The sequence below is a fragment of the Sphingomonas pokkalii genome (genome assembly GCF_003096275.1).
In the GTDB taxonomy this organism is placed as follows: domain Bacteria; phylum Pseudomonadota; class Alphaproteobacteria; order Sphingomonadales; family Sphingomonadaceae; genus Sphingomonas; species Sphingomonas pokkalii.
The window spans coordinates 1,490,274-1,516,868 of record NZ_QENQ01000001.1 but is presented as its reverse complement, the minus strand read 5'-3'; the positions used below and the strand labels follow the sequence as shown (position 1 = coordinate 1,516,868).

The window sequence follows — 26,595 nt, the reverse complement described above, 5'->3', positions numbered from 1 at the left end:
GCGGAGCCTGAATCCAAGCCATAGGATATCCCGCAGCATTGGCAAACGAATAGAAGAACAGCTGCAGAAGCGCGAAGTAGCGTCCCGAAAAAATACATGCACCTGGCCCGTTGCCTTCGCATCGTTCCGCCCGCCTCGACGACGAGGAGTGATCCGCTCCGAGCCCTGGCGACCGGCAACCGCGTGGTTCCCGGAACGCGGTGTTGGGCGGCCCCGCCAGCAGGGTTGCGCAGCCGCGGAGCCCCCGCCATAGGCTGGTGCCATGCACGACATCCGCTTCCTTCGCGAACATCCCGAAACCTTCGACCAGGGCCTGGCCAAACGCGGGCTGGAGCCGCAGTCGGAGGCGCTGCTGGCGCTGGACGAGCGCCGCCGCGCGCTGGTGACCGAGCTGCAGGCCGGCCAGGCGCGCCGCAACGAAGCATCGAAGGCGATCGGCGCCGCCAAGGCCAAGAAGGACGAGGACGCCGCCGCCGCGCTGATGGCGGAGGTGACGATCCTCAAGGAACGGCTGCCGATGCTGGAGGCCGAGGAAAAGGCCGTGGGCGAGGAACTGGAAGGCCGGCTCGCGGCGCTGCCCAACCTGCCCTATCCGGACGTGGCGCAGGGCCTGGACGAGAATGACAATGTGTTCGTGCACGAGCGCGGCACCGTCCCCGGCTTTGCCTTCGCGGCCCGGGAGCATGACGCGATCGGCCCGGCGCTCGGCCTCGACTTCGAGACCGGCGCGGCGATGTCCGGCGCGCGTTTCACCTTTGTGCGCGGCGCCGCCGCCCGGCTGCACCGCGCGCTGGGCCAGTTCATGCTCGACACGCTGACCGGCAGCTATGGCTATGAGGAATGCGTACCGCCGCTGCTGGTGCGCGACGATGCGCTGTTCGGCACCGGCCAGCTGCCCAAGTTCGCCGAAGACCTGTTCCAGACCACCGACGGCCGCTGGCTGATCCCCACCGCCGAGGTGAGCCTCACCAACGCGGTGCGCGAGAAGATCCTGAGCGAGGAGGAACTGCCGCTCCGCCTGACCGCCCTCACCGCCTGCTTCCGCTCCGAAGCGGGTGCCGCGGGGCGCGACACGCGCGGCTTCATCCGCCAGCACCAGTTCGAGAAGGTCGAGATGGTGTCGATCACCACGCCCGACCAGTCCGAAGCCGAGCATGAGCGGATGACCGCCGCCGCCGAGGACGTGCTGACCAAGCTCGGCCTCGCCTTCCGCCGGATGAAGCTGTGCAGCGGCGACATGGGCTTTACCGCCGCCCGCACCTACGATCTCGAAGTGTGGCTGCCGGGCCAGGACCGCTATCGCGAGATCTCGTCCTGCTCCACCTGCGCCGACTTCCAGGCACGGCGGATGAATGCGCGCTACCGTCCCGAGGGCGAGAAGGGCACGCGCTTCGTTCACACGCTCAACGGCTCGGGCCTGGCGGTGGGTCGCACGCTCGTCGCGGTGCTGGAAAATTATCAGCAGGAGAATGGCGCGGTGGCGGTGCCGGCGGTGCTCCAGCCCTATCTGGGCGGCCTCACGCTGCTCGAACCGCGCGGCTGATGCGGATCCTCCTCACCAACGACGACGGCTATCACGCCCGCGGCCTAGCCGTGCTGGAGCGGATCGCGCGGACGCTGTCCGACGACATCACCGTCGTCGCGCCGGCGGAGGAGCAATCGGGCAAGGGCCGCTCGCTCACCCTCACCGAGCCGTTCCGCGTCCGCCGTCACGGCGAGGGTCGCTATGCGGTGAAAGGCACGCCGACCGATTGCGTGATGTTCGCGCTGGCCGAGGTGATGGCCGACGCCAAGCCCGACCTGATCCTCTCGGGGGTCAATCGCGGCGGCAATCTGGCCGAGGATGTCAGCTATTCGGGCACCGTGTCCGCGGCGATGGAGGGCGCGCTGGCGGGCATCCGCTCGGTCGCGCTCAGCCAGCGTTATGCCCGCAGCGGCATGGGGGACGCGGTGCCGTTCGACACCGCCGAGGCATGGGGCGAACGCGCGCTGCGGCCGCTGCTCGATCTCGACTGGGCGCCGCGAACGATAGTCAACATCAACTTCCCGCCGATCGAGGCCGATGCGGTGCGGGGGATCAAGGTGGTCGCGCAGGGCCTGCGCGACTATGGCCGGGTGGCGCTTGACAAGCGGCTCGATCCGCGCGGCTTTCCCTATTACTGGCTGGCGATGGGCCGACTGCCGCACCAGCCGCTGCCGGACACCGACCTGGAAGCGATCGAGGCCGGGTTCGTGACCGTAACGCCGCTTCACCTGGACCTCACGCACCGCGAATCGATGCAACGCCTCCGCTGCGCATATACTGGCTGAAGGATTTTCCCATGCCGATGATCGATCGCCTGCTGCCCATCGGGCTGCTGCTGGTTTCGAACCTGTTCATGACGTTCGCGTGGTACGGCCACCTGAAGTATAAATCGGCACCGCTGCTGCTGGTGATCGTCATCAGCTGGGGCATCGCGTTCGTCGAATACTGCTTCGCCGTCCCGGCCAACCGTTTGGGCAGCGCCGTCTATTCGGCCGCCCAGCTCAAGGGGATGCAAGAGGTGATCACCCTCACCGTCTTCGCAGGCTTCTCGGTGCTGTATCTGGGGCAGAAGATCACGACCAATCACCTGATCGGCTTCGCGCTGATCGCGGCGGGCGCGTTCTTCCTGTTTCGCGCGCCCGCCTGATCGGAATCAAAAGCAAACTTCCAGCAGGACGACGCTGGGATCACCATCGACCGGACGCGCGATGAAGCCCATTTCACGTTCCAGTTCGATCGCAAGATGGTTCTCGCGGCTCTCGATCGATTGCAGCCGCTTGACACCGCGTGCCCTGGCCTCGCCGGTCAGGTAGTGGAGCAGGCTCCAGCCGATGCCCTGGCCCTTGCGATCTGCGCGGATCGAGATCGCGACTTCCGCGGTTTCCAGCGCGTCGTCGCAGGCCAGCATCGCCGAGGCGACCAGTTCGCCCTGCGCCGTGAAGGCGAGATAGCTCTCTGTCTGCCGATGATCGACGGTGATCAGCGTCGCCGCCTGATGCGGCTGGAGGTGCGGGCTGGCCGTGAAGAAGCGGAAGCGACGATCCTCGTTCGAAACATGATCGAAAAACGCGGTCAGCAGCATTTCATCATCGGGACGCACGGTGCGCACGTCGATGACAAGCCCGGAACGGGTCGCCAACTGGACAGGCTCGGCAGTAGTTGCGGTCATGACGCTATCTCCCGGTGTTGCCAGCCTGCCCGTACCATGGCGGTGCGGTGCGGCCATCCGTAAACGCCCCATGGCTGGCAATTTCCGCAGAAAGCCCTATGTGCGCGACCAATCATGGCAACGCGACTCCCCGAAGCCCCCAAGGTGGGCATGGTGTCGCTCGGCTGTCCCAAGAATCTGGTCGACTCCGAGCGTATCCTGACAAAGCTCCGCTCGGACGGCTACGCGCTGTCACCGGACTATGCCGGCGCGGACGTCGTGCTGGTCAACACCTGCGGCTTTCTCGACAGCGCCAAGGAAGAATCGCTGGAGGCGATCGGCGAGGCGATTGCGGAGAACGGCCGCGTCATCGTCACCGGCTGCATGGGCAAGGAAGCCGAGGTCATCCGCGCCCGCTTCCCCAATGTGCTCGCGGTTACCGGCGCGCATCAGTACGAGGAGGTGGTCGGCGCGGTGCACGATGCGGCGCCGATGCCGCCCTCGCCCTTCGTCAACCTGGTGCCGGACAGCGGGCTCAAGCTCACCCCGCGCCACTATAGCTATCTGAAGATCTCGGAAGGCTGCAACCACCGCTGCAGCTTCTGCATCATCCCGTCGCTGCGCGGCGACCTGGTCAGCCGCCGCCCCGACGCGATCCTGCGCGAGGCGGAAAAGCTGGTCGCCGCCGGCACCAAGGAATTGCTGGTCATCAGCCAGGACACCTCGGCCTATGGCATCGACATCCGCAAGGAGCCGCGCGCCTGGAAGGGCCGGGAGGTGGTGCCGCACATGACCGATCTCGCCCGCGAGCTCGGCCAGATCGCCCCCTGGGTACGGCTGCACTATGTCTACCCCTACCCGCATGTGGATCAGGTGATCCCGCTGATGGCGGAGGGGCTGGTGCTCCCCTATCTCGACATCCCGTTCCAGCATGCGGCGCCCAATGTGCTGCGCGCGATGAAGCGCCCGGCAAACGAAGCCAAGGTGCTGGAGCGGCTGCGCGGCTGGCGCGAAATCGCGCCCGACATCGCGATCCGCTCGACCTTCGTCGTCGGCTTCCCCGGCGAGACCGAAGCGGATTTCCAATATCTGCTCGACTGGCTCGACGAAGCCCAGCTCGACCGCGTCGGCGCCTTCCGCTTCGAACCGGTCGAAGGTGCCTCGGCCAATGACCTCCCCGGCGCCGTGCCGGAAGAGGTCAAGGAAGAGCGCTATGCCCGGATCATGGAGAAGACGGCCGCGATCAGCGCCGCCAAGCTCCAGGCGAAGATCGGCCGCACGCTGGAAGTGATCATCGACGCCGTCGACGAAGACGGCGGCGCCACCGGCCGCAGCCAGGCCGACGCGCCGGAGATCGACGGCGAAGTGTTCCTGCGCGATGCCGGGCATCTGGCCCAGGGCGATATCGTGGCCGTCGAAATCGAGGATGCCGACGAGCACGACCTTTACGGCGTGCCGCTCGCCTGATCGCCGTTGGCAGGGTGCGAGGCGCGGGCTAAGCCTCAGGGATCATTTCCCGGAGGCCCGATGTTCCGTTCCGCTTTTGCCGCCACCCTGTTGATCGCCTCCCCCGCCGCCGCGCAACAGCTGACGGCGGAACAGGCCGCCAAGGTCGATACCATTGTCGCCGACGCGCTGAAGAGCAGCGGCGTGCCCTCCGCCTCGGTGGCGATCGTGCGGGACGGGAAGATCGTCTTCACCAAGGCCTATGGCGACCAAGGGCCCGGCATCCGGAACGGCCCCGACGCCAACGCCCGGTATCAGATCGCGTCGGTCTCCAAGCAGTTCACCGCCGCGGCGATCCTGCTGCTGGCGGACGAGGGTAAACTGAACCTCGACGACAAGGTCTCGAAATGGGTGCCCGACGTCACCGATGCCGACACGATTACCATCCGCCAGCTGCTGAGCCACACCGCCGGCCTGCAGGATTACTGGCCGCAGGATTACAGCTTCAAGGCGATGGAAACCCCGGTCACGCCGCAGCAGATCGTCGATCGCTGGGCGAAGAAGCCGCTCGATTTCGCCCCCGGCACCGCCTGGCAATATTCGAACACCGGCTATGTCGTCGCCGGCATGATCATCGAAAAGGCATCGGGCCAGAAGCTGCTCGACTATCTGGATGCTAGGATCTTCAAGCCTTTGGGCATGCACCCGGTCGATCAGGACAAGGCGATCGGCAAGGGCTTCCCGCAGGGCACGCACCGCTATGCGCTCGGCCCGGTGCGCCCTGCCAAGCCGGCGGCGGATGGCTGGCTCTGGGCGGCGGGCGAACTGGCGATGAGCGCCGCCGATCTCGCCAAATGGGACATTGCCCGCATCGATCGCACCGTGCTGCCGGCCAAGGATTGGGCGGTGCAGGAAACCGAAGTGAAGCTGAACGACGGCGCCCCAACCCATTACGGCCTCGGCGTCTCGATCGGCGAGCATGGCGGCAAGAAGGAAATCTCGCATGGCGGCGAAGCCGTCGGCTTCCTCTCGAGCAATGTCGTGATCCCGGAGGCCCGGTTCGCCGTGGTCTCGCTGGTCAGCGCCGATTTCGGCGGCGCGCACGAAGCGATCGCGGAGGGCATCACCGATCTGCTGCTGCCGGTCGAAAAGCCGGCCACCGCGTCGCTCGACCAGCAGCGCGATGCCCTCGCCCGCACGCTGTTCGATCAGCTCCGCACCGGCACCCCCGATCGCAGCCTGATGACCGAGGATGCGAACTATTTCTTCGATGCCACCGCGCTCGGCGATTACCGCGCCAGCCTGAGTCCCTTGGGTGAGCCGCTGGCGTTCGAGCCGATCGGCAAGGCGCGGCTGCGCGGCGGCTTCGTCAACCGCAACTATCGCATCCGCTACAAGGACCGCCAGCTTATCGCGATCACCTATGCTGAGCCCGGCGCCACCGGCAAGTTCGAGCAGTTCCTGGTGATGCCGCGATGAGCGACGAAGCCGAAAGCCGCGCCAAGGACCGCGCCGAAGCCGCCAAGGTACGTAAGCGCTGGGTCACGCTGGGCGAGGTGCTGGGTGTCGCCGCGGTGCTGATCTCCGGCCTGACGCTGTGGAACAACTGGAACGATCGGCGGGAAACCAAGGCCGAGAAGGCAGCGACCGAGCAGCGCGCCTCCGCCAAGGTGGCGAAGCTGGTGCTGGTGGCAGCCGATGGCGGCAAGCAGACGCTTGCACTCAAGCCCGCGGCGTCCGAACAATCGGTGCAGAGCCAGACGATCCTGTTTCCGACCTCGCTGGGCGTCTCGCCCGCCGCGACCACCGGCGAGCCGCGCATCGAAGGCGGCTGGTTCGAGCATGCGCTGATCAAGGCACGCGAGGCCGCCGGGCTGCCCGACAACAGCCGCGGCGACGAGCGGCTGCCGGTGGTGATCGTCACCCAGTACCTCGCCGACGGTGATCCACATGAGGACGTGGCGCTGTACGACGTCGGCTATACCATTTCGGGCAAGTTCCTCGGCGGGCACAGCGTCACCCTGCGCGGCATTTCGCTGGTGGCGAAGGTGAAGCGCGCCCATGCGCAAGCCGGGCTCGACGCGCGGTGGAAGACGTTGTTGCCGGCGGCGAAATGATCCGACGCCCCTGGCCAAAAAACCAGGGGGGTCCGGGCTAGGCGCGGGGCGCGTGGCGTCCTAGATCAGGCATATGACGGATCTCAACACGCTCGTTCAGCCCGATCGCGGCCAGGCCGCTCGCACCATTCACCTGATCGACGCCAAGGGCTATGATGCCTGGCTCGCCGCGCAGCCACCGCGCCACCGCGCGGCGGCCGCCGCGCAGAAGCTGGCCCCGGTCGGCTATGCGAGCGCGATCCTGCCCGGCGACTCGCCGGAGGACTGGTCGGTCGTGTCGGTGGTCGCCAATGTCGACAAGCTCTCGCCGTGGTGCCTCGCCAAGCTGGCAGAGACGCTGCCCGAGGGTAGCTACCGCGTGGAGGGCGTCGAACCGGGCAAAGCGATCTATGGATGGCTCGTCGCGCAGTACAAGTTCGATCGGTACAAAAAGGCCGATCCCAAGGCGCAGGGACCGCGCGTGCTGCTCACCGGCGATCCGGTGAAGATGGAGGAGGCCGTGCGCATGGCCGCCGTCACCTTCAAGCTCCGCGACCGGATCAACACCGGTGCGAACGACATGAGCCCGGCGCACCTCGAACAGGCGGGAGCGGAACTCGCCAAGGCCTATGGCGCGACGCTGACCGTGGTGAAAGGCGACGAGCTTGCACAAGGCTATGGCATGCTCCATGCCGTGGGCCAAGCTGCCGGCAAGGGCCGCGAACCTCGGCTGATCGAGCTGGAGTGGGGCAACCCCGAACATCCGCGCATCGCCATCATCGGCAAGGGCGTCTGCTTCGACAGCGGCGGCCTGGACATCAAGCCGGCATCGGGCATGCGCCTGATGAAGAAGGATATGGGGGGTGCCGCCCATGCGCTCGCCCTCGCGGAGCTGGTGATGCAACACAAGCTGCCGGTGCGGCTCCACATGCTCGTCCCCGCGGTCGAGAATTCGATCTCGGGCGAGGCCACACGGCCGGGCGACGTGATGATCTCGCGCAAGGGCATCACCGTCGAGAACAGCAACACAGATGCCGAAGGCCGGTTGATCTTGGGCGACGCGCTCACCAAGGCCGAAGAGAAAAACCCGGAACTGGTGTTCGACTTCGCAACGCTCACTGGCGCAGCGCGGGTGGCGCTGGGCGCCGATCTCCAGGCACTGTTCGCGAATGACGATACGCTGGCGGCGGAAATCCTGGCGGCCGGCGAGGACGAGTCGGATCCGATCTGGCGGATGCCACTCTACGATCCGTACAAGGATCTGCTGAAATCTGACGTCGCCGACATGGTAAACGCCGCTGAAGGGCCCTTCGGCGGCGCGATCACCGCGGCGCTGTTCCTGAAGGAATTCGCCCCGGCCAAGGCGCAATGGGCGCATTTCGATATCTTCTGCTGGAACAGCAGCGCCAAGCCGGGTCGGCCCAAGGGCGCCGAGGCCGTCAGCCTGCGCGCCACCTGGAAGGTGCTCAAGAACCGATACGGCGGATGAACTGCTCGGCCGCCGGCGGCACCTTGCCGTCGGCGAGCCATTGTTCGACCTCGGCCTTGTCCATCGGGTGACCGAACAGGTATCCCTGCCCTTCCGCGCAACCCAGCGCGCGCAAGGTTTCCGCCGCTTCGATGGTTTCTACCCCTTCTGCAACCACGGGGAGGTCGAGCGTCGCCGCCAGCCCGAGGATCGCGCGCACGATCCGCAGCGCCTCTGCGTCCTCGCTCAACGAGTCGACGAAGGACCGATCGATCTTGATCTTGTCGAACGGCAGCATCCGCAGATGCTGAATCGATGCATAGCCGGTCCCGAAATCGTCAAGGGCAAGCTGGACGCCCTGGTTCTTCAGCGATTCGATCGCTTGGTGCGCCTTGTCCGCATCGACGATCAGCGCGTTCTCCGTGATCTCGACCGTCAGCCGATGCGGCGGGAAGCCGGTGCGGGCGAGCACGGAGAGGATCTTGTGGCTGAGCCAGGTATCGCGCAGCTGGCCGGGCGAGATGTTGATGGCAATGCCGACAGCCGCCGGCCATTCGCGCGCATCCGCACAGGCGCGCAGGAGAAGATCGAGCATCAGCTTGTTGAGTAGCCCGCACTCCTCCGCGATTGGGATGAATTGGTCGGGGCCGATCTCGCCCTGCTCCCGCCGCCAGCGGGCGAGAAGTTCAAACCCGCGGACATTCCCCGTCCGCAGGTCCACGATCGGCTGATACCGCGGATAGAAATGCCCTTCTATCAGGGCGTCGCGCATCTCCGCCTCGATATTGGAGCGGCGGCGGATCTCCGCGTCCATTTGCGCAGCAAAGGCACAATAGCGGCCCCGACCGGCTTCCTTCGCCTGGTATAGCGCCACATCGGCCCGCCGCATCAGCGTGTCGGCCTCCCGCCCATCGTCCGGGTACAGGGCGATGCCCACGCTTGCCCCGATATGGTGCATCCGATCCTCGATCAGGAACGGACGCCCTACTTCCCGCACGATCGCATGGGCCACGCTGCGAACGCGATCCGGATCGCCCGCAGCGAACGGGATCGATATCGCGAATTCGTCGCCGCCTAGCCGGTAGCTGTGCCCGGCCACGCCGACGACCCAGCTCAGCCGCCCCGCCACCGCGCGCAGCAGCTGGTCACCAATCGGATGGCCGTGCACGTCATTGATCGACTTGAACCGATCTAGATCGACCAGCATCAGCCCGAAGGTTTCGTGCTCGGCGACGCGCAGATACTCGGTAAGCGCACGGCGATTCGGCAGGCCGGTGAGCGGATCGTGATAGGCCAGTTGATGTGCCCGCTGTTCGGCAAGGCGCGCCCGGCGCTGTTCCGCCAGCATGTCCGCCCGTGAGGCGATCACCTCTACAAAGCCGGCGTAGCCCGTTTCGAACATGCGCAGCACGACGCCGGAGACGATCAGCATGTCGATCCCCAACCCGGTGAGAAACCAGTCCCCCGACCCGAGCAGGCACAGGGTCACCGGCAGCGCCCCGCAGCAAAGCACAAGCCGCGCCGCCGCAGGAAAGGTCTGCAGACAATAGCAACAGGTGATCGCGCCGATGAAAATATACAGGGCGATGCAGGTGCGCCGCGCCAAGTCAGCCTCGGGGAACAACAGGAGCGCCCAGCCGCCAAATGCCAGGCTGAGGACTGCAGCGGCAACGATCGTGCCGATCAGGTACCGCCTGATCGCCCGCAACGACGGGATCACATCCCGCCGCCGCCGAATCCATAACAGGCTGCGGATCGCCGCCGCGATGCCAAGAACGAGCGGCGCCCCGATGGTCAATCGCGGGGATGCCGATCCGTGAGTCGCGAAGCCAAGGAACAGTGCATCGATGAACACCAGCACGTACATCAGCGGAACTTGCTGACCGAGCACGCGATACTGCTCCGTCAGAATGGCACGATCCAGCTTTGTTCGTCCGGTTCGGACAAGGCGCATCCGCGAAAGCATGACGCCTTGTAGCGCGATACTCCCCCCAACTGGTTAATTTCGGCTACGCAATATGTGCGGCCGCTTCGATGATCGGCACGAACTTCGCCGCCGTCAGGCTGGCGCCCCCCACCAGCGCGCCGTCCACATCCTCCAGGGCCAGGATCGATGCTGCGTTCGAACCCGTTACCGAACCGCCATAGAGGATGCGCATGTCGTTGGCGGCCGCTCCGATCATCCCGCGCAGCTTGGCGCGCAGGATGGCGTGCATGGACGCGATTTCCTCGAGCGTCGGGGTCTTGCCCGTGCCGATCGCCCAGCGTGGTTCATAGGCGATGGTCAACCAGTCCGGCGCAGCCCCATCCGGCAGCGACTTTTCGATCTGTGACTGGACGATACGTTCGGCCCTGCCAGCATCGTGCTCGGCCTCGGTTTCGCCGCAACAAAGGATCACGCCAAGGCCATGACGGCGCGCGGCCGCGGCCTTGGCCCATGCGTCGTGGCTCGTCTCGTGCTGGTCCGCCCTGCGCTCGGAATGGCCGACGATTACGACTTTCGCTCCCGCTTCAAGGAGCATTGGCGCCGATACGCAGCCGGTATGGGCACCCAGATCGTTCTCGTGCACGTCCTGCGCGCCGATCGGAAGGTTGTCGGCTACCTCGGCCGCGAGTGCAATCAGGGTGGCAGGTACGCAGAGCAACACATCAACCTGCGGATGGGCGGCCGCGGCCGCCGCAATCGCTTCGATCTCCGCCATATGGGCACGCAGACCGTGCATCTTCCAATTCCCGGCAACCAGCTTCCGACGCATCTTCCACTCCCCTATCGTTTCCAACAGCCGATACCGGACCGGTCGTCCAGCACAAGCACCAAAGGCACGCATTGGCGGCAACGGCCAGATGCCACGCGATGACGGCCATTGCCGTCCCACAGGATGGACCCTAAAGCGTGGCAAAAATCCTCGAACGAACGGCTTTTCATGCTCAACGCCTTCCGCAAGTTCACCAAGTCGCGCTACGGCGTGGTGGTCGCGTTCATCTTCCTTGGTCTGCTCGCCTTCGCCTTTACGGCGGGGGACCTGAGCGGGTTGCGCAACTCCGTCACCGGGGCGAGCAGCAAGACGCTGGCAAAGGTTGGCGATACCGAAGTGACCGAAGCGGACGTACGGGAACGGATCGAGCGGCTGATCCGGAGCGCGCAGGCGCAAGGCCAGGCGGTAACGATGGCGCAGGTCCTGGAACAAGGCGGATTCGAGGCGGCAGTAGGCGATGCCATCACGTCCGCTGCGATCCGCGAATTCGCGCATGACAGCGGCATGTTCGTCGGCAAGCGCGTGATCGATTCAACGATCGCGAACAATCCGCAATTCGCCGGGATGGACGGCAAGTTCAGCCAGCAGACGTTCGAAGGCCTGCTCGCGCAGAATCAGATCACGCCGGCACAGTTTCGCGAAGCGATGACCAGCCAGCGCTACGCAGCCTGGCTGATCGGTCCGGTAACGATGCGTGGTGCAGCGCCGAGCGGCGTGGTGCTGCCCTATGCCTCGATGCTGCTTGAACGCCGCACCGGCACGATCGGCTTCGTCCAGTCGCTGGCGATGGATCCTGGCGCCGATCCCGACCAGAAGACCCTGGCAGACTATTATGGCCGCAACCGCACCCGCTATCTGGTGCCGGAACGGCGCGTGATACGCTATGCGCTCGCCAAGCCCGAGACGTTGCAGACGCAGGCAACGCCCAACGATGCAGAAATCGCCGACGCGTTCAAGAAGAACGCCAGCCGTTATGCGGCAGTGGAGAAGCGCACGATCGATCTCGTCGCAGCCATCGATCAGGGCACGGCGCGCAAGGTGGCCGAAGCGGCAAAGGCCGGAGACCTTGCCGCCGCCGCCAAGGCTGCAGGCCTGGAAATGCGCAAGCTGGATGCAGCCGACAAGTCGACTGCTGCAAAGCAGGTCTCCGCGGCCTTTGCCGACGCCGCCTTTGCGGCCCCGGCAAACGCCGTGCAGGGCCCGGCCCGGCTCGGCGCCAGTTGGTATGTCTATCGCGTGGCCAAGGTGGAGAACATCGCGGCGCGCACCCTGGATCAGGTGCGCGGCGAACTGACGGAGGAAGTGCGCAAGCGCAAGCTTGCCGCGCTCCTCGGCACGCTGCGCCAGTCGATCGAAGACGGCGTCGGCGACGGCAAGACCTTTGAAGAAGCCGTGCGCGACGCCAAACTGACGGCAGTCAGCACGCCGGCGCTTACCGCAGCGGGAACCGATGCCGACAAGCCGGACGTGCCCGCCGACCCGAATCTGGCGGCAATCACCAAGGCCGGGTTCGGCTTCGAACAGGCCGGCGACGAGCCGCAAGTGGTGCCGATAGGCCAGGATGGCGGATTCGCGCTGGTGTCGCTGGAGCGCATCGTTCCCGCAGCACCGCGCCCGCTGGCGCAGATCGCAGGCAAGGTGAAGGCCGATTACCTGCTCGATCAGGCGCTGGCCAAGGCACGCGCCGCAGCTACGGCGATGCTGCCGAAGCTGCAGAAGGGCATTCCGATGGCGCAGGCACTGGCCGAAGCCGGGGTAACCAAGGGCGCCCCGCCCAAGCCTTTCGACCTCAAGCGCGGCGAACTGCGCGACAAGGAAAAGTTCCTGCAGATGGCGTTCGACATGCCGGTCAAGACGGCCCGTCTGGTCGAAGCGCCGAACCGCGGCGGCTATTATGTCGTCTATGTCGACACGGTTCAGCCGGGCAACGCCGCTGGCGATGCCGCCGCGATCCAGCCGCTGCAGAACGCGCTGAACCAGCTCGGCGCCGCCGAATATGAGCGCCAGTTCTCGGCCGCGCTTGCCCAGGCGGTAAAGATCCGTCGTAACGAAAAGGCGATCGCGCGCTTGCGCGCTGATCTCCAGCGTCAGGGTGCCGGCGGCCAGTGATTCAGGGGATCGAAGCCGCACGCACCGCCCTCGCCGCCGGGCGCCCTGCCCTGGTCTGGCGGCAGCAGCTTGCCGATACCGAGACACCGGTCGCCGCTGCGCTGAAGCTGATCGAGCCGGGCCGCGGCGATTTCCTGCTCGAATCCGTCGAAGGCGGATCGGTGCGCGGCCGGCACAGCCTGATCGGTCTCGCACCCGATCTGGTGTTCCGTTCGACAGGTACGGATGCCGAGATCAACCGCCAGTGGCTCACCGATCGCCTCGCGTTCGAAACCGCAGGCGATGCCCCGCTGGCCGCGCTGCGCGCGCTGGTCGCCGATTGCCGGATGGACGTGCCGGATGCGCTGCCGCGCGCGCTTGCCTGTCTGGTCGGCTATTTCAGCTACGAGACGATCGGCCTGGTTGAAGCGCTACCGCGTCCTGCACAAAGCCCCATCGACGTGCCGGACATGATCTTCGTTCGGCCCACCGTATTGCTGGTATTCGATCGACTTGCGGATTCGCTGTTCATTGTTGCACCGGTTTGGCCGGGCGCTGACCCGGAAGCCGCGGCCGAGCGGATCGACGCCGTCGCGGCCCGGCTGGCGACTGCGGCCTTGCCTGCGCCCGTGCGTGCCGACCCGATCGCGATCAAGCCGACGCCGGTTCTGCCGGCTGGCCGCTATGGCGAGATGGTGACCGCGGCCAAGGAATACATCGCGGCGGGCGACATCTTTCAGGTGGTCCTGGCGCAGCGCTTTACGACACCGTTCAGCCTGCCGCCATTCGAACTGTATCGCGCGCTGCGGCGGATCAATCCCTCGCCGTTCCTCTATCATCTCGATCTTCCCGGCTTTAGCCTGACGGGATCGAGCCCGGAAATCCTGGTACGCGCTCGCGACGGCGAGATCACCATCCGGCCGATCGCCGGCACGCGGCCACGCGGCCACACAGCCGCCGAGGACGAAGCCAATCGCACGGCCCTGCTCGCCGATCCCAAGGAGCGGGCGGAGCATCTGATGCTGCTCGATCTGGGGCGCAACGATGTCGGCCGCGCCGCAGCCCCCGGCAGCGTCCGCGTGACGGACAGCTATACCGTCGAATTCTACAGCCACGTCATGCACATCGTGTCGAACGTGGTCGGCCGGTTGCGTGACGATGCAGACGCAATCGATGCGCTGTTCGCCGGTTTTCCGGCGGGCACGGTGAGCGGGGCGCCGAAGGTGCGCGCCTGCCAGATCATCGCTGAGCTGGAAGCAGAGACCCGCGGCCCCTATGCTGGCGGCGTCGGCTATTTCTCGCCGGACGGATCGATGGATTCGTGCATCGTCTTGCGTACCGCGCTGGTGAAGGACGGCGTGATGCACGTACAGGCGGGCGCCGGCATCGTCGCAGATTCCGACCCGGCCTATGAGCAGCGTGAATGCGAAGCCAAGTCCGGCGCACTGTTCGCCGCCGCGCGCGAAGCGATCGCGCGGGCCAGCGACGCGGGCTTCGGCCAATAGGCCGGCCCGCCGATCGGCCAATCAGGGAACGCGGGCAGCCTTGGTCTCGCGGTCCAGCTTGTCCTGATACCATTGCTGGAGCATCTGCCGGGTGCAGCCGGTCTGGCCGCCGGTGCCGACCGGAGAGCAGCTGTTTGGTATTCCCCGATCGTTTACTTCCTCCACCACTTCCATCCGGCGGGTCCAGCTGGTCGAGGGGGCGTCCTGCTTCGGCTGGTCGCGAAAGCGCTTGGGAATACGATAGGGCGATTCGCCGGCGTTCGAACAGACGACGATCTCGTCCGGGTCGGCCGGCTTGGGGCAGCTTTCCTGGCCGTAGAGCAGGATGCTGCGCACCCGCTTCGGCGGGCCATCGGCGGCAGCCTGGTCCTGCGTCTGGGCGAGCGCCGGTGTGGCGAGCAGGGCAGTGGCAATCATCAAGCGGGTAAGCATCGGATACTCCTGAGCGTGGGCAACGTCCCTGCCGGCACAGCGTTGCCGGGCCAGTGTGGCCGCGGCAAGGCCGGATTGTGCAACCGCGCCAGAGCGCCTAGGTCTGGGCGCATGATCCTCGTCATCGACAATTACGACAGCTTCACCTGGAACCTCGTCCACTATCTGATGGATCTCGGCGTCGAGGTGCAGGTGGTGCGCAACGATGCGCTCACCGCAAGCGAAGCGATCGCCAGCAATGCGCAAGGTTTCCTGATTTCACCGGGCCCCTGCACGCCGAACGAAGCCGGGATCAGCCTGGATCTCGTTGCCGCGTGCGCCGATCTTGGCAAGCCGCTGCTTGGTGTATGCCTTGGACACCAATCGATCGGCCAACATTTTGGCGGCCGCGTGGTGCGCGGCGGGCTGATGCACGGGAAGACCTCACCGGTCCGCCACGATGGGACCGGCCTCTTCATCGGCCTGCCCTCGCCCTTCACCGCCACTCGTTATCACTCGCTGATCGTGACCGACATTCCCGAAAGCCTGGTGGTGAACGCAACCGCCGAAGACGGATCGGTAATGGGCTTCCGCCACGCGCAGCTGCCCATCCATAGCGTCCAATTCCACCCCGAAAGCATCGCGACCGAGCACGGCCTTGCGATGCTGGCCAATTTCCTTCGCCTTGCCGGCATTGCGGAAACGCTCGCGGCTTAACCTTTTTCAGCCTCCGTTCATCGCAGCCATGCTATGGTTGAAAGCATGAAGAGGATCCTTGCCACCCTGCTCGCCGGTGCCGCACTGCTCACGGCACCCGTCGCCGACGCCCAGCGCAAGCGCGACACCCCGGAAATCAAGCTCGCCAAGCTGCTCGAAGGACGAGTCGCCGGCAAGCCGGTCAACTGCATCAGCCTGAGCATGACGGGCTCCAGCCAGATCATCGAGGGCAAGGCGATCGTCTATCGCAGCGGGAACACCCTGTACGTCAACGAGCCGCGCGGTGGTGCCGACCAGCTCGATGACAATTCGATCCTGGTCACCAACACGTTCGGCTCCCAGCTTTGCAGCATCGATATGGTCCGGCTGATCGATCGCGCTTCCTTCTTCCCCCGCGGCTTTCTGACGCTGGGGGAATTCGTGCCCTACACCAAGCCCAAAAAGGCAAACTGACAGCACGCCAGCAGGATTTGGCTCGACAGGCTGGCCACGCCCCGGAATAGAGACGGAGTGACCAGCCTGACCTTGCTCCCGGATCCTTCCTCTCCCCTCGCCCGCGAAAGCGCCGCGCAAGCCTTTGCCGATATTCTCGACGGCACGGTAGCGGATGCGGAAATCGAGGCGTTCCTGATCGCCCTGTCGATCCGCGGCGAAACCAGCATCGAAATCGCTGAAGCCGCCCGCGCGCTGCGCACCCGGCTCATTCCCGTGCACGCGCCTGCCGGAGCGATCGATGTGTGCGGCACGGGCGGCGACGGCCACCATACGCTTAACGTCTCCACCGCCGTCAGCCTGGTCGTTGCCGCAGCCGGTGTGCCGGTTGCCAAGCACGGCAATCGCGCTGCCTCGTCCAAGGCCGGTGCGGCGGACACCCTGGAGGCGCTGGGGCTGAACCTTGATCGCGCCGCAGCGCGGGCGGAAGAGAGCCTGCACGAAATCGGCATCGCCTTCCTCTTCGCCCAGCATCACCATCCTTCGCTAGCGCGCCTCGCGCCTATCCGGCGGCGGATCGCACGGCGGACCATCTTCAATCTGATGGGGCCGCTCGCCAACCCGGCGCATGTCCGCCACCAGCTGATCGGCATCGCGCGGCCGGATTACGCGCCGGTCTATGCCGAGGCGCTGGCACAGCTCGGCGTCGAGGCGGCAGCCGTGGTGTCCGGCGAAGACGCGCTCGACGAGCTCTCGACCGAAGTCGCCAGCATCGTGGTGAATGTCGGCCGCGCAGCGCTGCCGACGCGCATAACGCCGGAGGATGCCGGCCTCCCCCGCCATCCGCTGGTAGCGATCCGTGGCGGCGATCCCGCCTATAACGCCCTCGCGCTCCGCCGCCTGTTGCAAGGCGAGCATGGCCCCTATCGCGATGCGGTGCTGCTCAACGCAGCCGCGGCACTGATGGTCGCTGGGCGAGCCGATAACCTGCGCGAAGGGGTGGAGGAAGCCGCCGAAATGCTCGACAACGGGCTTGCCAACACCCTGCTCGACTGCTGGATCGCCTTCGCATGAGTACCATCCTCGATAAGATCCTCGAAACCAAGCGCCACGAGGTCACCGCCCGCAAGGCGGCGGCTCGCCCTTGGCCCACGCCCAGTGCCCCCCGGGGCTTCAAGGCGGCACTGGATGCTCGCGCCGCTGCGGGCAGCTACGGTCTGATCGCCGAGATCAAAAAAGCGAGCCCCTCCAAGGGGCTGATCCGCGCCGATTTCGATCCGCCCGCCCACGCCCGCGCCTATGCCGCCGGCGGCGCCGCGTGCCTATCGGTGCTGACCGATCATGACTATTTCCAGGGGCATGAGGACTATCTGGTAGCGGCCCGCGCCGCCTGTAATCTTCCCGTGATCCGCAAGGATTTCATGATCGATCCCTGGCAGGTCGCGGAATCGCGGGCGATGGGCGCGGATGCGATCCTGATCATCGTCGCCGCACTCGACGATGGCCAGATGGCCGAGATTGAAGCCGCCGCGATCGAACTGGGCATGGACGCGCTCGTCGAGGTCCATGATGCGGCGGAACTGGATCGCGCACTCAAGCTCCGGTCGCGCCTGATCGGTGTAAACAATCGTAATCTCAAGACCTTTGAGGTCGATGTCCAGAAGACCTATGAACTGGTCCGCCATGCCCCGAAGGACTGTACCTTTGTCGCGGAGTCGGGCCTGAACAACCGTGCCGACCTCGACGCGATGGCCGAACACGACATTCGCTGCTTTCTGGTTGGGGAATCGCTAATGCGGCAAACCAATATCGAAGCCGCGACCCGCGCGCTGGTGGGATGAGCGAACTCACCCACCTGGACGATAGCGGCGCGGCGCATATGGTCGATGTCGCTGGCAAGGCCATCACCGCGCGCGAGGCGGTGGCTCGCGGGCGGATCGCCATGTCCCGGGAAGCGGCGGCGGCAATCCGGGAAGGCAGCGTGAAGAAGGGCGATGTGCTCGCCACCGCACGCATCGCCGGCATCATGGCGGCGAAGAGGACGGCGGAACTGATTCCATTATGCCACCCGCTGCCGCTCACGCGGGTAACGATCGACCTCGATCTGGACGCGTGCGGCGTCACCGCCACCGCCACTGCCGCCACCGAAGGCAAGACTGGCGTGGAAATGGAAGCGCTCACTGCCGTCTCGGTCGCGCTGCTCACGCTCTACGACATGGCCAAGGCCCTGGATAAAGGCATGATTCTCGGCGATATCCGCCTACTCGCCAAGACCGGCGGCAAATCAGGCGACTGGCGCGCCACGCCCTAAGCCGCAGCTCATTCTTCCATCGGCAAAGGCGATGGAACTGCGCCGTTCCGCTGCACGCAAACTGATCAACACCTATAGACGAAGACGTTGGACAAGAACCGCAAATAGTTTGCCTACCGGCCTCCCAAAGCATCCTGCTTTGCCAGTTTCGCGGCGTCGGCCCATCTGCCAATCCATGGCATCGCTTCTCGATCCCCAATCGCGCGGTCGCGTGATCCTCGTCGGCGCGGGTCCTGGCGACCCCGGCCTCCTTACCGTTCGCGCCGTCGAAGCGCTGAAGGCGTGCGACGTGCTTGTCCATGACGGGCTGGTCGATGATCGCGTGCTGGATCTCGCGCCCCAGGCCCACCGCATCTCTGTCGCCAAGCGCCGCTCGAAGCACACGCTACCACAGGAATCGATCAACGCGCTCATCGTCGCGCATGTCAAGACCGGCGCGGTCGTAGTGCGACTGAAGGGCGGCGATCCTTTTATCTTCGGACGTGGTGGCGAGGAAGTCGAAGCCGTGCGCGAAGCCGGATTGCCCGTGGAGGTGATCCCCGGCGTCTCCGCCGCATTGGGCGCCGCTGCGGAAGCAATGCTGCCACTCACGCATCGCGACTGGTCCAGCGCGGTCAGCTTCGTCGCCGGGCAATGCAAAGGCCTTACGGACCAGAACTGGTCGGGACTCGCTGGCAAGGGCCGCACGCTGGTGATCTACATGGGCGTCGCCACCGCCACCGCGATCGCCGACAAGCTGATGGCGGACGGGGTTGCTCCCGACATGCCGGTGGCGGTGCTCGAACGTGCGACGTTGGAGGGCCATCGCGCATTGCGGACGCTGCTCGCCGATCTCGGGCCGATGGTGGAGCGCGAACAGGTGCAAAGCCCGGCGATCATCGTCGTCGGGGAGGTGACGATGCTCGCTGATGCCGAAGACAAGCTTGCCCGTTGGGCACGCACGGCCGAAATTCTGAAGGAAGAACAGGTATGAAACTCCTGACTGGAAACGATCTTTCTAGCGGAGACGTAGTCTGGTGGACCGGCCAGAGCTGGTCGCGCCATATCGGTGAAGCGGTGGATGTGGGCGACAGGGGCGATATCCTAGCCGCGACCGAAGAGGCCGCGCGTCGGGTCAATGTGCCCTATGTCATCGATGCTCAGATAACACCCGAAGGCCCGCGTCCAGCGCACATCAAGGATCGAATCCGCGCGCTCGGTCCAACCGTGCGCCCGGACCTGCCCCTCAAACCCGCAGACCCTGCCGCAGGGAGTTGGGTGATATGAGCGCGCACTACCGTACCCTCTTCTTGCCCGTGCGCATCCACTAAGGCCGCCCATGTACAAATATGATGAATATGACGCCTCCATCGTCGCCGCGCGCGTCGAGGAGTTTCGCGACCAGGTGCAGCGCCGCCTTGCCGGACACCTGACCGAGGATCAGTTCAAGCCGCTGCGGCTGATGAACGGGCTCTATCTGCAACTCCACGCATACATGCTGCGTGTCGCGGTGCCCTATGGCACGCTGAACGGGCAGCAGATGCATATGCTGGCACACATCGCCCGCAAATATGACCGCGGCTATGGCCATTTCACCACCCGCCAGAACCTCCAGTACAACTGGATCAAGTTGGAAGACGCACCCGACATCCTCGCCGAGCTGGCAACGGTGGAGATGCACGCCATCCAGACCAGCGGCAACTGCATCCGCAACATCAGTTCGGACCAGTTCGCCGGCGCCGCGGCCGATGAGATCACCGATCCACGCCCCTGGGCCGAGCTGCTCCGCCAGTGGAGCACCTTCCATCCCGAATTCAGCTATTTGCCGCGCAAGTTTAAAATTGCGGTGATAGCAAGCGATACCGATCGCGCGGCGATGCGGCTGCACGATATCGGCATCCAGATCGTCTGCAACGATGCCGGTGCGCTCGGCGCGCGCATCTATGCGGGCGGCGGTATGGGACGTACGCCGATGATCGCGCATCTGATCAAGGACTTCGTGCCCTTCGCCGATTTCGTAAGCTATCTGGAGGCGTGCCTGCGGGTCTACAATCGCCACGGCCGGCGGGACAATATCTACAAGGCGCGGATCAAGATCCTCATCCATGCGCTCGGCGCCGAGGAATATGCGCGCCAGGTGGAGGAGGAATTCCATGCCGTGAAGGCGCTGGGCATCGATCCGCCCCAAGCCGAGTTCGACCGTATCGCCGCGCATTTCGCACCGCCGCCGTTCGAAGCCGGTGCGCCTGACACCGTGGACCGCAGCGATCCCGATTTCGCGGTCTGGCTCGACCAGAACGTCCATGCCCACAAGGCGCCGGGCTATGCGGTCGTGACCATCAGCCTCAAGCCGATCGGCGGCATCCCGGGCGATGCCTCGGCCGACCAGATCGACGTGATGGCCGACCTTGCCGCGCGCTACAGCTTCGACGAGCTGCGGGTGACCCATGCCCAGAACATCGTGCTGCCGCATGTCCGCAAGGTTGACCTGTATGCGGTGTGGAGCGCGCTGCGCGAGGCCGGGCTCGCCGAGGCCAATCTCGACCTGATCAGCGACATCATCGCCTGCCCCGGCCTGGACTATTGCAGCCTCGCCAACGCCCGCTCGATCCCGCTCGCGCAGAAGATCAGCGCACGCTTCGCCGATCCGGCGCGCCAGCGCGACCTGGGCGAACTCAAGCTCAAGATCTCGGGCTGCATCAACGCCTGCGGCCACCACCATGCCGGCCATATCGGCATCCTGGGCGTCGACCGGAAAGGCACCGAGAACTACCAGCTGCTGCTCGGCGGATCGGGTGCGGAGGATGTCAGCCTGGCCGACATCACCGGCCCCGGCTTCAGCGAGGACGGCGTGGTCGATGCGATCGAGCGCGCCACCGACGTCTATGTCCGCGAACGCACGCCCGGCGAGCGCTTCGTCGACACCTATCGCCGCATCGGCATGGCACCGTTCAAGGAGGCCATTTATGGTTGAGTTCCTGCGCTACCGCGACGACGAGGCGCATGACGAGCCCGCCGTCACGCTCGACAGCTTTTTCGGCCAGTCGAACGCCACGGCGGTTCGGATCGAAAGCGGCGAGGATGTCCGCGCGCTCCTGCCCCATCTCGATCGCATCGCACTGATCGAGGTGAGCTTCCCCAGCTTCCGCGACGGCCGCGGCTACTCCACCGGCCGCATCCTGCGCGAGGCGGGATATCAGGGCGAACTGCGCGCCCAGGGCGACGTGCTGGTCGACCAGATCCCGCTGATGCGCCGCTGCGGCTTCGACAGCTTCGCCCCCAACGCGCCGGTCGACGCGGACACGCTCGCCGCCGCGCTCGACCGCTACGACTTCCGCTATCAGGCGGCAGCCGATCCGATTGCCCCGGTTTGGAAACGCCGACATGGCTGACCCCGCACGACAGATCGACCGTATCGATACGGCACCACGCTTCACCGAAGCAGACGCAGTACGACTGAACACCCGTTTCCTCGGCGCATCGACGCTGGAGATGCTGCAAGGCGTGCTGGGCGACGGCCTGGCCGGGGAGGCGGTTATCGTCTCCTCCTTCGGGGCGGAATCGGCGGCGCTGCTGCACCTTGTCGCCAGCGTCGACGCCGGCGTGCCGGTGCTGTTCCTGGATACCGGCAAGCATTTTCCCGAAACGCTCGCCTATCGTGACCTGCTCGTCGAGCGGCTCGGGCTGAACCTGCGCAACCTGCAGCCCGATCCCGAGCGGCTCGCGAAGGTCGACGCCACCGAGCTGCGCTGGTCCTATGATCCCGATGGCTGCTGCGAGATCCGCAAGGTCCAGCCGCTCGCGGCCGGGCTGGCCGGCGTCGCCGCGACGATCACCGGCCGCAAGGCGTTCCAGGCGAGCACCCGCGCCGCCCTGCCCCGCTTCGAGCTGGACGGCGACCGGTTGAAGGTCAATCCACTGGCGGATTGGACCAAGGCCGATCTCGACGCCTATTTCGCTGCGCACGACCTGCCGGTGCATCCGCTGGTGGCGCAGGGCTATCTCTCGATCGGTTGCGCGCCCTGCACCAGCGTGGTCAAGCCCGGCGAAGACCCGCGCGCCGGCCGCTGGCGCGGCTGGGACAAGACCGAATGCGGCATCCACACGCCCACCGGCGACGAAGACCCGAACCAGCCGGCCTTCTGAGGCCACCGGCGCTCCGCCGACGCGGCAGCCCCCCACCCCCCTCACCAATCGATACAGGCTCAGGCGAGCGCTGCCTGCTCGGCCGTCCAGGCCGGGAAGGGATCGACGAGTCGCGTCCAGGCGCGGGGATCGAAATGATCGGCGGCGATCAGGCAGGCATCCAGCGCCTGCGTGATCGCCGCCTGGTCCATGTCGATGCCGATGAACACCAGCTCCTGGCGGCGATCGCCCCAATCGCCATCCCAATGCGCCACCACGAATTCCTCGAACCGGCCATCATCCGGCCAGTGATGCTTGGGGACGGAGGCCCACCAGCGGCCCAGCCGCGCCGTCATCGTCTGCCGCCCGGCCACGGCGAGTTCGCCCACCCAATCGGGCCGCGTCGCCAGCCAGAAATGGCCCTTGGCACGGACCACCCGAGCGAGGCCGCCTTCGGTGAGGAAACGATAGAAGCGCGCGGGATCGAACGGTCGCCGCGCCCGATAGACGAAGCTTTCGATGCCATATTCCTCGCTTTCCGGGCGATGGCTGGCATAGCCGTACAGTTCCTTCGCCCAGAGCGGATTGCGCGCCGCCGCTTCCTCGTCGAACCGGCCGGTGCCCAGCACCATATCCAGCCCCACGCGCGCCCGATCCGCCGTGACGATGCGGGCATCGGCGTTGAGCGATGCGACGAGCTGCCGCACCCGCGCGAGCTGCACCGGGGAGACATCGCTCGCCTTGTTGACGATCACCACATCAGCGAATTCGATCTGCTCGACCAGCAGGCCCACCAGGCTGCGCGTATCCTCCTCCCCCAGCGATTCCCCGCGATCGGCCAGGAAATCCTCGCTGTCGAAATCGGCGAGCAGGTTCAGCGCATCGACCACCGTGACCATCGTATCCAGCCGCGCGACATCGCCCAGGCTCTTTCCGGCTTCGTCGCGGAAGCTGAAGGTGGCGGCGACCGGCAAGGGTTCCGAAATGCCGGTGCTTTCGATCACCAGATAATCGAACCGCCCCGCCTCGGCGAGCGTGCGGACCTCCTGCAACAGATCGTCGCGCAGCGTGCAGCAGATGCAGCCATTGGTCATTTCCACCAGCGCCTCTTCGCTGCGCGACAGCGCCGCTTCGCCGCCGCGCACCAGATCGGCATCGATATTCACTTCCGACATGTCGTTGACGATCACCGCCACCCGCTTGCCTTCGCGATTGGCAAGGATGTGGTTGAGCAGCGTCGTCTTGCCCGCGCCCAGGAAGCCGGAAAGAACCGTCACCGGCAGGCGGGAATCGGAAGCGGGGGATTGGGACGTCGAAGGCATCGGGTACGCGCTCCAGATGAGAATGATATGTTATATCGTTTAGCTTGTGCCGTCCATCCGGTCCAGCCCCGCCCCACCATCCCGCCGATCGCGGTACCGCCCTTCCCAAAGCGTTCGCCGCGGCCCAGACTTGGCCGATGCACCTCCCCCTCGCCACCCGCGCCGCGGCGGCGCTCGGCACCACCGTTCTGGGCTGCGCGCCGCTGGCCGGCGGCGACCTTTCCGCCGTGCACCGCCTGCACCTTTCCGATGGCGGCAGCGCGATCGCCAAACAGGGGCCGCTGGTCGCAGTGGAAGCGGCGATGCTGGCGGCGATCGCGGCCAGCGGCGCCCCTGCCCCGCGCGTGCTCGCGCTCGCGGACGATCTGCTGCTGTTGCAGCAATGCCCCGCCGGCGGCGCGCTCGGCACCGCATGGGAGGACCTGGCCGACACGCTCGCCCGCCTTCATGCCGTGGAAGGGGCCGGCTATGGCTGGACCGTCGACTATGCCTTTGGCCGCGTCGCCATCCCCAACGGGGCCATGGCGGATTGGCCGCATTTCTGGGCGGAGCGTCGGTTACGCTGCCATTTGCCGCACCTGCCGCTCCCGCTCGCCCGCCGGATCGAGGCGCTGGCCGATCGCCTGCCCGGGCTGCTGCCGACGAATCCCCCGCCTGCACTGCTCCATGGCGATCTCTGGGGCGGCAATATCCTGGTGGCGGAAGGGCGGATCAGCGCGCTGATCGATCCCGCCTGCTATCATGGCGATCGAGAGGTGGATGCCGCCATGCTCAGCCTGTTCGATGCCCCGCCGCCGCGTTTCTTCGAGGCGATGGACCTCCCACCCGGCTGGCAGGCGCGCCAGCCCATTTACCGGCTCTGGCCGCTGCTGGTGCATCTGCGGCTATTCGGCGCCAGCTATCTGAACGCGGTGGAGGATACGCTGCGCGCGGTTGCGTGAACGGGCGCCGGGCAGCCTGGGGGATTCCCCGGTTGCCGCGTTGCGCGCGGGCCTGCATCCTGCCCGCACCATCGATTTCCGGGAGCAGGGCATGAGGCCGCATCGCGAACAGCATCTCGTCGCCCGGATCGGCTGGCTGCGCGCCGCCGTGCTGGGGGCGAATGACGGCATCGTCTCCACCGCCAGCCTGATTCTGGGCGTCGCCGCCTCGGGTGCCGAGCGGCCGGCGCTGCTCGTCGCGGGCGTGGCGGGGCTGGTGGCGGGAGCGATGTCGATGGCGGCGGGCGAATATGTCTCGGTCAGCTCGCAGGCCGATACCGAACGCGCCGACCTCGCCCGCGAGCGGCTGGAGCTGGCGACCGTCCCAGAGGCCGAGCTGCGCGAGCTGACCGAGATCTACATCGCCCGCGGCGTCGATCGCGCAACGGCCAAGGCCGTGGCCGAGCAGATGATGGCGCACGACGCGCTGGAGGCCCATGCCCGCGACGAGCTCCACATCACCGAGATGACGACCGCGCGGCCGGTGGTCGCCGCGCTCACCTCGGCGGCAACTTTTACGGCGGGTGCGGCGCTGCCGCTGCTGCTCGCCGCGCTGCTGCCGATGCGCTGGATGGCGGCGGGGGAAGCGGCGGGATCGATCCTGTTCCTCGCCCTGCTCGGCGCGCTGGGCGCGATCACCGGCGGGGCGAAGCCGCTCAAGCCGGTGGTGCGGGTGGTGTTCTGGGGCGCGCTGGCGATGGCACTGACCGCGGGGATCGGGCGGGTTGTGGGCACGAGTATTTGATGGTGGTAAATATTCGCTGGGCTGCGGTTTAGCTGACCACAAAAAGTCTGCAAACTACAGAAAGCTCGTATATTAGCTTAACGAACTCTGACTTCGCGAGGGCTTACCCGACGTGAAAACACCTAGAAAGTTGTACAAATTCCGAACGTTCAACGTACGGACGCTTCGACTGATTACCGATAGCGAGACATTTTACGCCGATCCTTCGGAGTTCAATGATCCTATGGATTGCGATCCGATTATTGAAATCGATGTGGCAACGTCCGAACTCGGCAAGGTCTACCTTGCGATGGTTGGACGCGATCGAGAACCTGAAGCGAAGCAGAACCTTTTGAATCACATCTACAATGCCGATGAACACGGCCTTGCAAAAAAGTCTGCCGAGCGACAAAAGTATCTATCTGCCGCTATCGCTGTGGATTTAAAAAGAGAATTAAAGCGTGAATTTGGTAGCCGAGGTGTTCTCTCGTTTGGAACTACTTGGAATTCGCCACTGATGTGGAGCCATTATGCTGATCAGCACAAAGGCATCTGCCTAGAATATAGCACGACCGCCATGCCCCACCCGGACCTAAAGCCAGTCAACTATAATGCGGGTCGAGCTATCAACGCCAGCGATCTCTTCGCCTGGAAGGTTCGTGGCGATGAAGCCGCTCGCTCGCGGGTATGCGAGACCTACTTCTACGCGAAGGCTCCGCACTGGAAGTACGAGCGAGAATGGCGAGACATTCGCGACAAGGTGGGGGTCGGCTCCAGCTACGAAATATCAGGGGTATATTTTGGCCACCGCTGCGACGATGCAGCAAGAATAGCCGTTGTCAAAATGCTCGCCGATCACCCGAACTTAAGCCTGTTTGACATCGGACTGTCAAGTAACGGGTTTGGCTTGAGGCGTGGCCCAGTTGATCGAGATGAAATATTGGCACAGGGGATTCGGCCACCGATGGAGATAATGATGCATCAATTCGTTCAAGATATCGAAGATCTGGACGATGGTGAGCGACAGGAGGAGATACTCACGGAAATTTCCACTGACTGAAC

27 protein-coding genes are annotated in these 26,595 nt (G+C 65.6%); 22 read left to right on the top strand and 5 right to left on the bottom strand.

Annotated features, from left to right (window positions below):
- The first annotated feature begins 262 nt into the window (after positions 1-262).
- Genes serS through DD559_RS06885 form a run of 3 tightly spaced genes read left to right on the top strand, consistent with a single transcriptional unit; the run spans position 263 to position 2,672 of the window.
- Complete coding sequence (gene serS, locus DD559_RS06895) at positions 263-1,543, top strand: serine--tRNA ligase (RefSeq protein ID WP_116468537.1); 1,281 nt, start codon at positions 263-265, stop codon at positions 1,541-1,543.
- On the top strand, positions 1,543-2,310 hold the full coding sequence (gene surE, locus DD559_RS06890) for a 5'/3'-nucleotidase SurE (RefSeq protein ID WP_116468536.1): 768 nt from the start codon (positions 1,543-1,545) through the stop codon (positions 2,308-2,310). Before serS ends, surE begins: the two co-directional genes overlap by 1 nt.
- A gap of 17 nt (positions 2,311-2,327) precedes the next feature.
- Positions 2,328-2,672, top strand: coding sequence for a DMT family protein (locus DD559_RS06885; RefSeq protein ID WP_206364562.1), 345 nt, complete (start codon positions 2,328-2,330; stop codon positions 2,670-2,672).
- Positions 2,673-2,678: 6 nt separating this feature from the next.
- Here the strand turns inward: DD559_RS06885 and DD559_RS06880 are convergent, their stop codons facing one another.
- On the bottom strand, positions 2,679-3,194 hold the full coding sequence (locus DD559_RS06880) for a GNAT family N-acetyltransferase (protein WP_116468534.1): 516 nt from the start codon (positions 3,192-3,194) through the stop codon (positions 2,679-2,681).
- A 114-nt stretch (positions 3,195-3,308) separates the two neighbouring features.
- Between DD559_RS06880 and rimO the strand changes: the two genes are divergently transcribed.
- The 4 genes from rimO (at position 3,309) to DD559_RS06860 (ending at position 8,204) form a co-directional block, all read left to right on the top strand.
- A complete protein-coding gene (gene rimO / locus DD559_RS06875; protein ID WP_116468533.1) occupies positions 3,309-4,640 on the top strand; it encodes a 30S ribosomal protein S12 methylthiotransferase RimO in 1,332 nt (443 codons plus the stop codon).
- Between the two features lie 60 nt (positions 4,641-4,700).
- Positions 4,701-6,098: a serine hydrolase domain-containing protein gene (locus DD559_RS06870; protein WP_116468532.1), complete on the top strand. Its 1,398-nt coding sequence runs from the start codon at positions 4,701-4,703 to the stop codon at positions 6,096-6,098.
- Positions 6,095-6,736, top strand: a complete 642-nt coding sequence (locus DD559_RS06865; protein WP_116468531.1) for a hypothetical protein — start codon at positions 6,095-6,097, stop codon at positions 6,734-6,736. The genes DD559_RS06870 and DD559_RS06865 overlap by 4 nt, the downstream gene beginning before the upstream one ends.
- A gap of 73 nt (positions 6,737-6,809) precedes the next feature.
- Entirely contained in the window at positions 6,810-8,204 is a 1,395-nt protein-coding gene (locus DD559_RS06860; RefSeq protein ID WP_116468530.1) for a leucyl aminopeptidase family protein, read from the top strand.
- Here the strand turns inward: DD559_RS06860 and DD559_RS06855 are convergent.
- Entirely contained in the window at positions 8,182-10,137 is a 1,956-nt protein-coding gene (locus DD559_RS06855) for a putative bifunctional diguanylate cyclase/phosphodiesterase (protein WP_240610152.1), read from the bottom strand. The two genes, DD559_RS06860 and DD559_RS06855, sit on opposite strands and share 23 nt — an antisense overlap.
- 55 nt (positions 10,138-10,192) lie before the next feature.
- Complete coding sequence (gene tpiA, locus DD559_RS06850) at positions 10,193-10,939, bottom strand: triose-phosphate isomerase (protein ID WP_116468528.1); 747 nt, start codon at positions 10,937-10,939, stop codon at positions 10,193-10,195.
- A gap of 168 nt (positions 10,940-11,107) precedes the next feature.
- Here tpiA and DD559_RS06845 point away from each other — a divergent pair, with 168 nt between their 5' ends.
- Positions 11,108-13,048 carry a peptidylprolyl isomerase gene (locus tag DD559_RS06845; RefSeq protein WP_240610151.1) on the top strand — a complete coding sequence of 647 codons (1,941 nt, stop codon included), beginning with the start codon at positions 11,108-11,110 and terminating at the stop codon, positions 13,046-13,048.
- Positions 13,045-14,532, top strand: coding sequence for an anthranilate synthase component I family protein (locus tag DD559_RS06840; protein WP_116468526.1), 1,488 nt, complete (start codon positions 13,045-13,047; stop codon positions 14,530-14,532). The genes DD559_RS06845 and DD559_RS06840 overlap by 4 nt, the downstream gene beginning before the upstream one ends.
- A 21-nt stretch (positions 14,533-14,553) precedes the next feature.
- Here the strand turns inward: DD559_RS06840 and DD559_RS06835 are convergent, their stop codons facing one another.
- The gene (locus DD559_RS06835) at positions 14,554-14,964 is read right to left on the bottom strand and encodes a hypothetical protein (RefSeq protein ID WP_240610150.1); all 411 of its coding nucleotides are present in this window, start codon (positions 14,962-14,964) and stop codon (positions 14,554-14,556) included.
- Between the two features lie 111 nt (positions 14,965-15,075).
- Between DD559_RS06835 and DD559_RS06830 the strand changes: the two genes are divergently transcribed.
- The 10 genes from DD559_RS06830 to DD559_RS06785 all read left to right on the top strand — a co-directional run bounded on the left by DD559_RS06830 (position 15,076) and on the right by DD559_RS06785 (position 22,528).
- Positions 15,076-15,660, top strand: a complete 585-nt coding sequence (locus tag DD559_RS06830) for an anthranilate synthase component II (RefSeq protein WP_116468525.1) — start codon at positions 15,076-15,078, stop codon at positions 15,658-15,660.
- 45 nt (positions 15,661-15,705) lie between these two features.
- The gene (locus DD559_RS06825) at positions 15,706-16,113 is read left to right on the top strand and encodes a hypothetical protein (protein WP_116470759.1); all 408 of its coding nucleotides are present in this window, start codon (positions 15,706-15,708) and stop codon (positions 16,111-16,113) included.
- A 57-nt stretch (positions 16,114-16,170) separates the two neighbouring features.
- A complete protein-coding gene (gene trpD / locus DD559_RS06820; RefSeq protein WP_116468524.1) occupies positions 16,171-17,166 on the top strand; it encodes an anthranilate phosphoribosyltransferase in 996 nt (331 codons plus the stop codon).
- Entirely contained in the window at positions 17,163-17,933 is a 771-nt protein-coding gene (trpC, locus tag DD559_RS06815) for an indole-3-glycerol phosphate synthase TrpC (RefSeq protein ID WP_116468523.1), read from the top strand. Before trpD ends, trpC begins: the two co-directional genes overlap by 4 nt.
- Positions 17,930-18,403: a cyclic pyranopterin monophosphate synthase MoaC gene (gene moaC, locus DD559_RS06810; RefSeq protein WP_116468522.1), complete on the top strand. Its 474-nt coding sequence runs from the start codon at positions 17,930-17,932 to the stop codon at positions 18,401-18,403. The genes trpC and moaC overlap by 4 nt, the downstream gene beginning before the upstream one ends.
- A 175-nt stretch (positions 18,404-18,578) precedes the next feature.
- A complete protein-coding gene (gene cobA, locus DD559_RS06805) occupies positions 18,579-19,376 on the top strand; it encodes a uroporphyrinogen-III C-methyltransferase (protein ID WP_116468521.1) in 798 nt (265 codons plus the stop codon).
- Positions 19,373-19,669, top strand: a complete 297-nt coding sequence (locus DD559_RS06800; RefSeq protein WP_116468520.1) for a DUF2849 domain-containing protein — start codon at positions 19,373-19,375, stop codon at positions 19,667-19,669. The genes cobA and DD559_RS06800 overlap by 4 nt, the downstream gene beginning before the upstream one ends.
- A 52-nt stretch (positions 19,670-19,721) precedes the next feature.
- On the top strand, positions 19,722-21,356 hold the full coding sequence (locus DD559_RS06795) for a nitrite/sulfite reductase (protein ID WP_116468519.1): 1,635 nt from the start codon (positions 19,722-19,724) through the stop codon (positions 21,354-21,356).
- Positions 21,349-21,774, top strand: a complete 426-nt coding sequence (locus DD559_RS06790; protein WP_116468518.1) for a DUF934 domain-containing protein — start codon at positions 21,349-21,351, stop codon at positions 21,772-21,774. Before DD559_RS06795 ends, DD559_RS06790 begins: the two co-directional genes overlap by 8 nt.
- Positions 21,767-22,528 (top strand): phosphoadenylyl-sulfate reductase, encoded by a 762-nt coding sequence (locus DD559_RS06785; RefSeq protein WP_116468517.1) that lies wholly within the window; start codon positions 21,767-21,769, stop codon positions 22,526-22,528. The genes DD559_RS06790 and DD559_RS06785 overlap by 8 nt, the downstream gene beginning before the upstream one ends.
- Positions 22,529-22,587: 59 nt before the next feature.
- Here DD559_RS06785 and DD559_RS06780 read toward each other — a convergent pair whose 3' ends face one another.
- Positions 22,588-23,829: a GTP-binding protein gene (locus tag DD559_RS06780; protein ID WP_206364466.1), complete on the bottom strand. Its 1,242-nt coding sequence runs from the start codon at positions 23,827-23,829 to the stop codon at positions 22,588-22,590.
- A 137-nt stretch (positions 23,830-23,966) separates the two neighbouring features.
- Between DD559_RS06780 and DD559_RS06775 the strand changes: the two genes are divergently transcribed.
- The 3 genes from DD559_RS06775 to DD559_RS06765 all read left to right on the top strand — a co-directional run bounded on the left by DD559_RS06775 (position 23,967) and on the right by DD559_RS06765 (position 26,593).
- A complete protein-coding gene (locus DD559_RS06775; RefSeq protein ID WP_116468515.1) occupies positions 23,967-24,770 on the top strand; it encodes a fructosamine kinase family protein in 804 nt (267 codons plus the stop codon).
- 91 nt (positions 24,771-24,861) lie between these two features.
- Positions 24,862-25,554 (top strand): VIT1/CCC1 transporter family protein, encoded by a 693-nt coding sequence (locus DD559_RS06770; RefSeq protein WP_116470758.1) that lies wholly within the window; start codon positions 24,862-24,864, stop codon positions 25,552-25,554.
- A gap of 112 nt (positions 25,555-25,666) precedes the next feature.
- Positions 25,667-26,593: a DUF2971 domain-containing protein gene (locus DD559_RS06765; RefSeq protein WP_133243790.1), complete on the top strand. Its 927-nt coding sequence runs from the start codon at positions 25,667-25,669 to the stop codon at positions 26,591-26,593.
- Positions 26,594-26,595: the final 2 nt, after the last annotated feature.

What these genes read in the sequence shown, in the direction of transcription:
- serS (WP_116468537.1), top strand. Translation starts at nt 263, where the DNA reads ATGCACGACATCCGCTTCCTTCGCGAACATCCCGAAACCTTCGACCAG.
- tpiA (WP_116468528.1), bottom strand. Translation starts at nt 10,939, where the DNA reads ATGCGTCGGAAGCTGGTTGCCGGGAATTGGAAGATGCACGGTCTGCGT.
- DD559_RS06865 (WP_116468531.1), top strand. Translation starts at nt 6,095, where the DNA reads ATGAGCGACGAAGCCGAAAGCCGCGCCAAGGACCGCGCCGAAGCCGCC.
- DD559_RS06785 (WP_116468517.1), top strand. Translation starts at nt 21,767, where the DNA reads ATGGCTGACCCCGCACGACAGATCGACCGTATCGATACGGCACCACGC.
- trpC (WP_116468523.1), top strand. Translation starts at nt 17,163, where the DNA reads ATGAGTACCATCCTCGATAAGATCCTCGAAACCAAGCGCCACGAGGTC.
- DD559_RS06770 (WP_116470758.1), top strand. Translation starts at nt 24,862, where the DNA reads ATGAGGCCGCATCGCGAACAGCATCTCGTCGCCCGGATCGGCTGGCTG.
- DD559_RS06860 (WP_116468530.1), top strand. Translation starts at nt 6,810, where the DNA reads ATGACGGATCTCAACACGCTCGTTCAGCCCGATCGCGGCCAGGCCGCT.
- DD559_RS06845 (WP_240610151.1), top strand. Translation starts at nt 11,108, where the DNA reads ATGCTCAACGCCTTCCGCAAGTTCACCAAGTCGCGCTACGGCGTGGTG.
- DD559_RS06825 (WP_116470759.1), top strand. Translation starts at nt 15,706, where the DNA reads ATGAAGAGGATCCTTGCCACCCTGCTCGCCGGTGCCGCACTGCTCACG.
- DD559_RS06795 (WP_116468519.1), top strand. Translation starts at nt 19,722, where the DNA reads ATGTACAAATATGATGAATATGACGCCTCCATCGTCGCCGCGCGCGTC.
- DD559_RS06855 (WP_240610152.1), bottom strand. Translation starts at nt 10,137, where the DNA reads ATGCGCCTTGTCCGAACCGGACGAACAAAGCTGGATCGTGCCATTCTG.
- DD559_RS06780 (WP_206364466.1), bottom strand. Translation starts at nt 23,829, where the DNA reads ATGCCTTCGACGTCCCAATCCCCCGCTTCCGATTCCCGCCTGCCGGTG.
- DD559_RS06800 (WP_116468520.1), top strand. Translation starts at nt 19,373, where the DNA reads ATGAAACTCCTGACTGGAAACGATCTTTCTAGCGGAGACGTAGTCTGG.
- DD559_RS06830 (WP_116468525.1), top strand. Translation starts at nt 15,076, where the DNA reads ATGATCCTCGTCATCGACAATTACGACAGCTTCACCTGGAACCTCGTC.
- moaC (WP_116468522.1), top strand. Translation starts at nt 17,930, where the DNA reads ATGAGCGAACTCACCCACCTGGACGATAGCGGCGCGGCGCATATGGTC.
- DD559_RS06775 (WP_116468515.1), top strand. Translation starts at nt 23,967, where the DNA reads ATGCACCTCCCCCTCGCCACCCGCGCCGCGGCGGCGCTCGGCACCACC.
- DD559_RS06885 (WP_206364562.1), top strand. Translation starts at nt 2,328, where the DNA reads ATGATCGATCGCCTGCTGCCCATCGGGCTGCTGCTGGTTTCGAACCTG.
- rimO (WP_116468533.1), top strand. Translation starts at nt 3,309, where the DNA reads ATGGCAACGCGACTCCCCGAAGCCCCCAAGGTGGGCATGGTGTCGCTC.
- DD559_RS06790 (WP_116468518.1), top strand. Translation starts at nt 21,349, where the DNA reads ATGGTTGAGTTCCTGCGCTACCGCGACGACGAGGCGCATGACGAGCCC.
- DD559_RS06880 (WP_116468534.1), bottom strand. Translation starts at nt 3,194, where the DNA reads ATGACCGCAACTACTGCCGAGCCTGTCCAGTTGGCGACCCGTTCCGGG.
- DD559_RS06835 (WP_240610150.1), bottom strand. Translation starts at nt 14,964, where the DNA reads ATGCTTACCCGCTTGATGATTGCCACTGCCCTGCTCGCCACACCGGCG.
- DD559_RS06870 (WP_116468532.1), top strand. Translation starts at nt 4,701, where the DNA reads ATGTTCCGTTCCGCTTTTGCCGCCACCCTGTTGATCGCCTCCCCCGCC.
- cobA (WP_116468521.1), top strand. Translation starts at nt 18,579, where the DNA reads ATGGCATCGCTTCTCGATCCCCAATCGCGCGGTCGCGTGATCCTCGTC.
- surE (WP_116468536.1), top strand. Translation starts at nt 1,543, where the DNA reads ATGCGGATCCTCCTCACCAACGACGACGGCTATCACGCCCGCGGCCTA.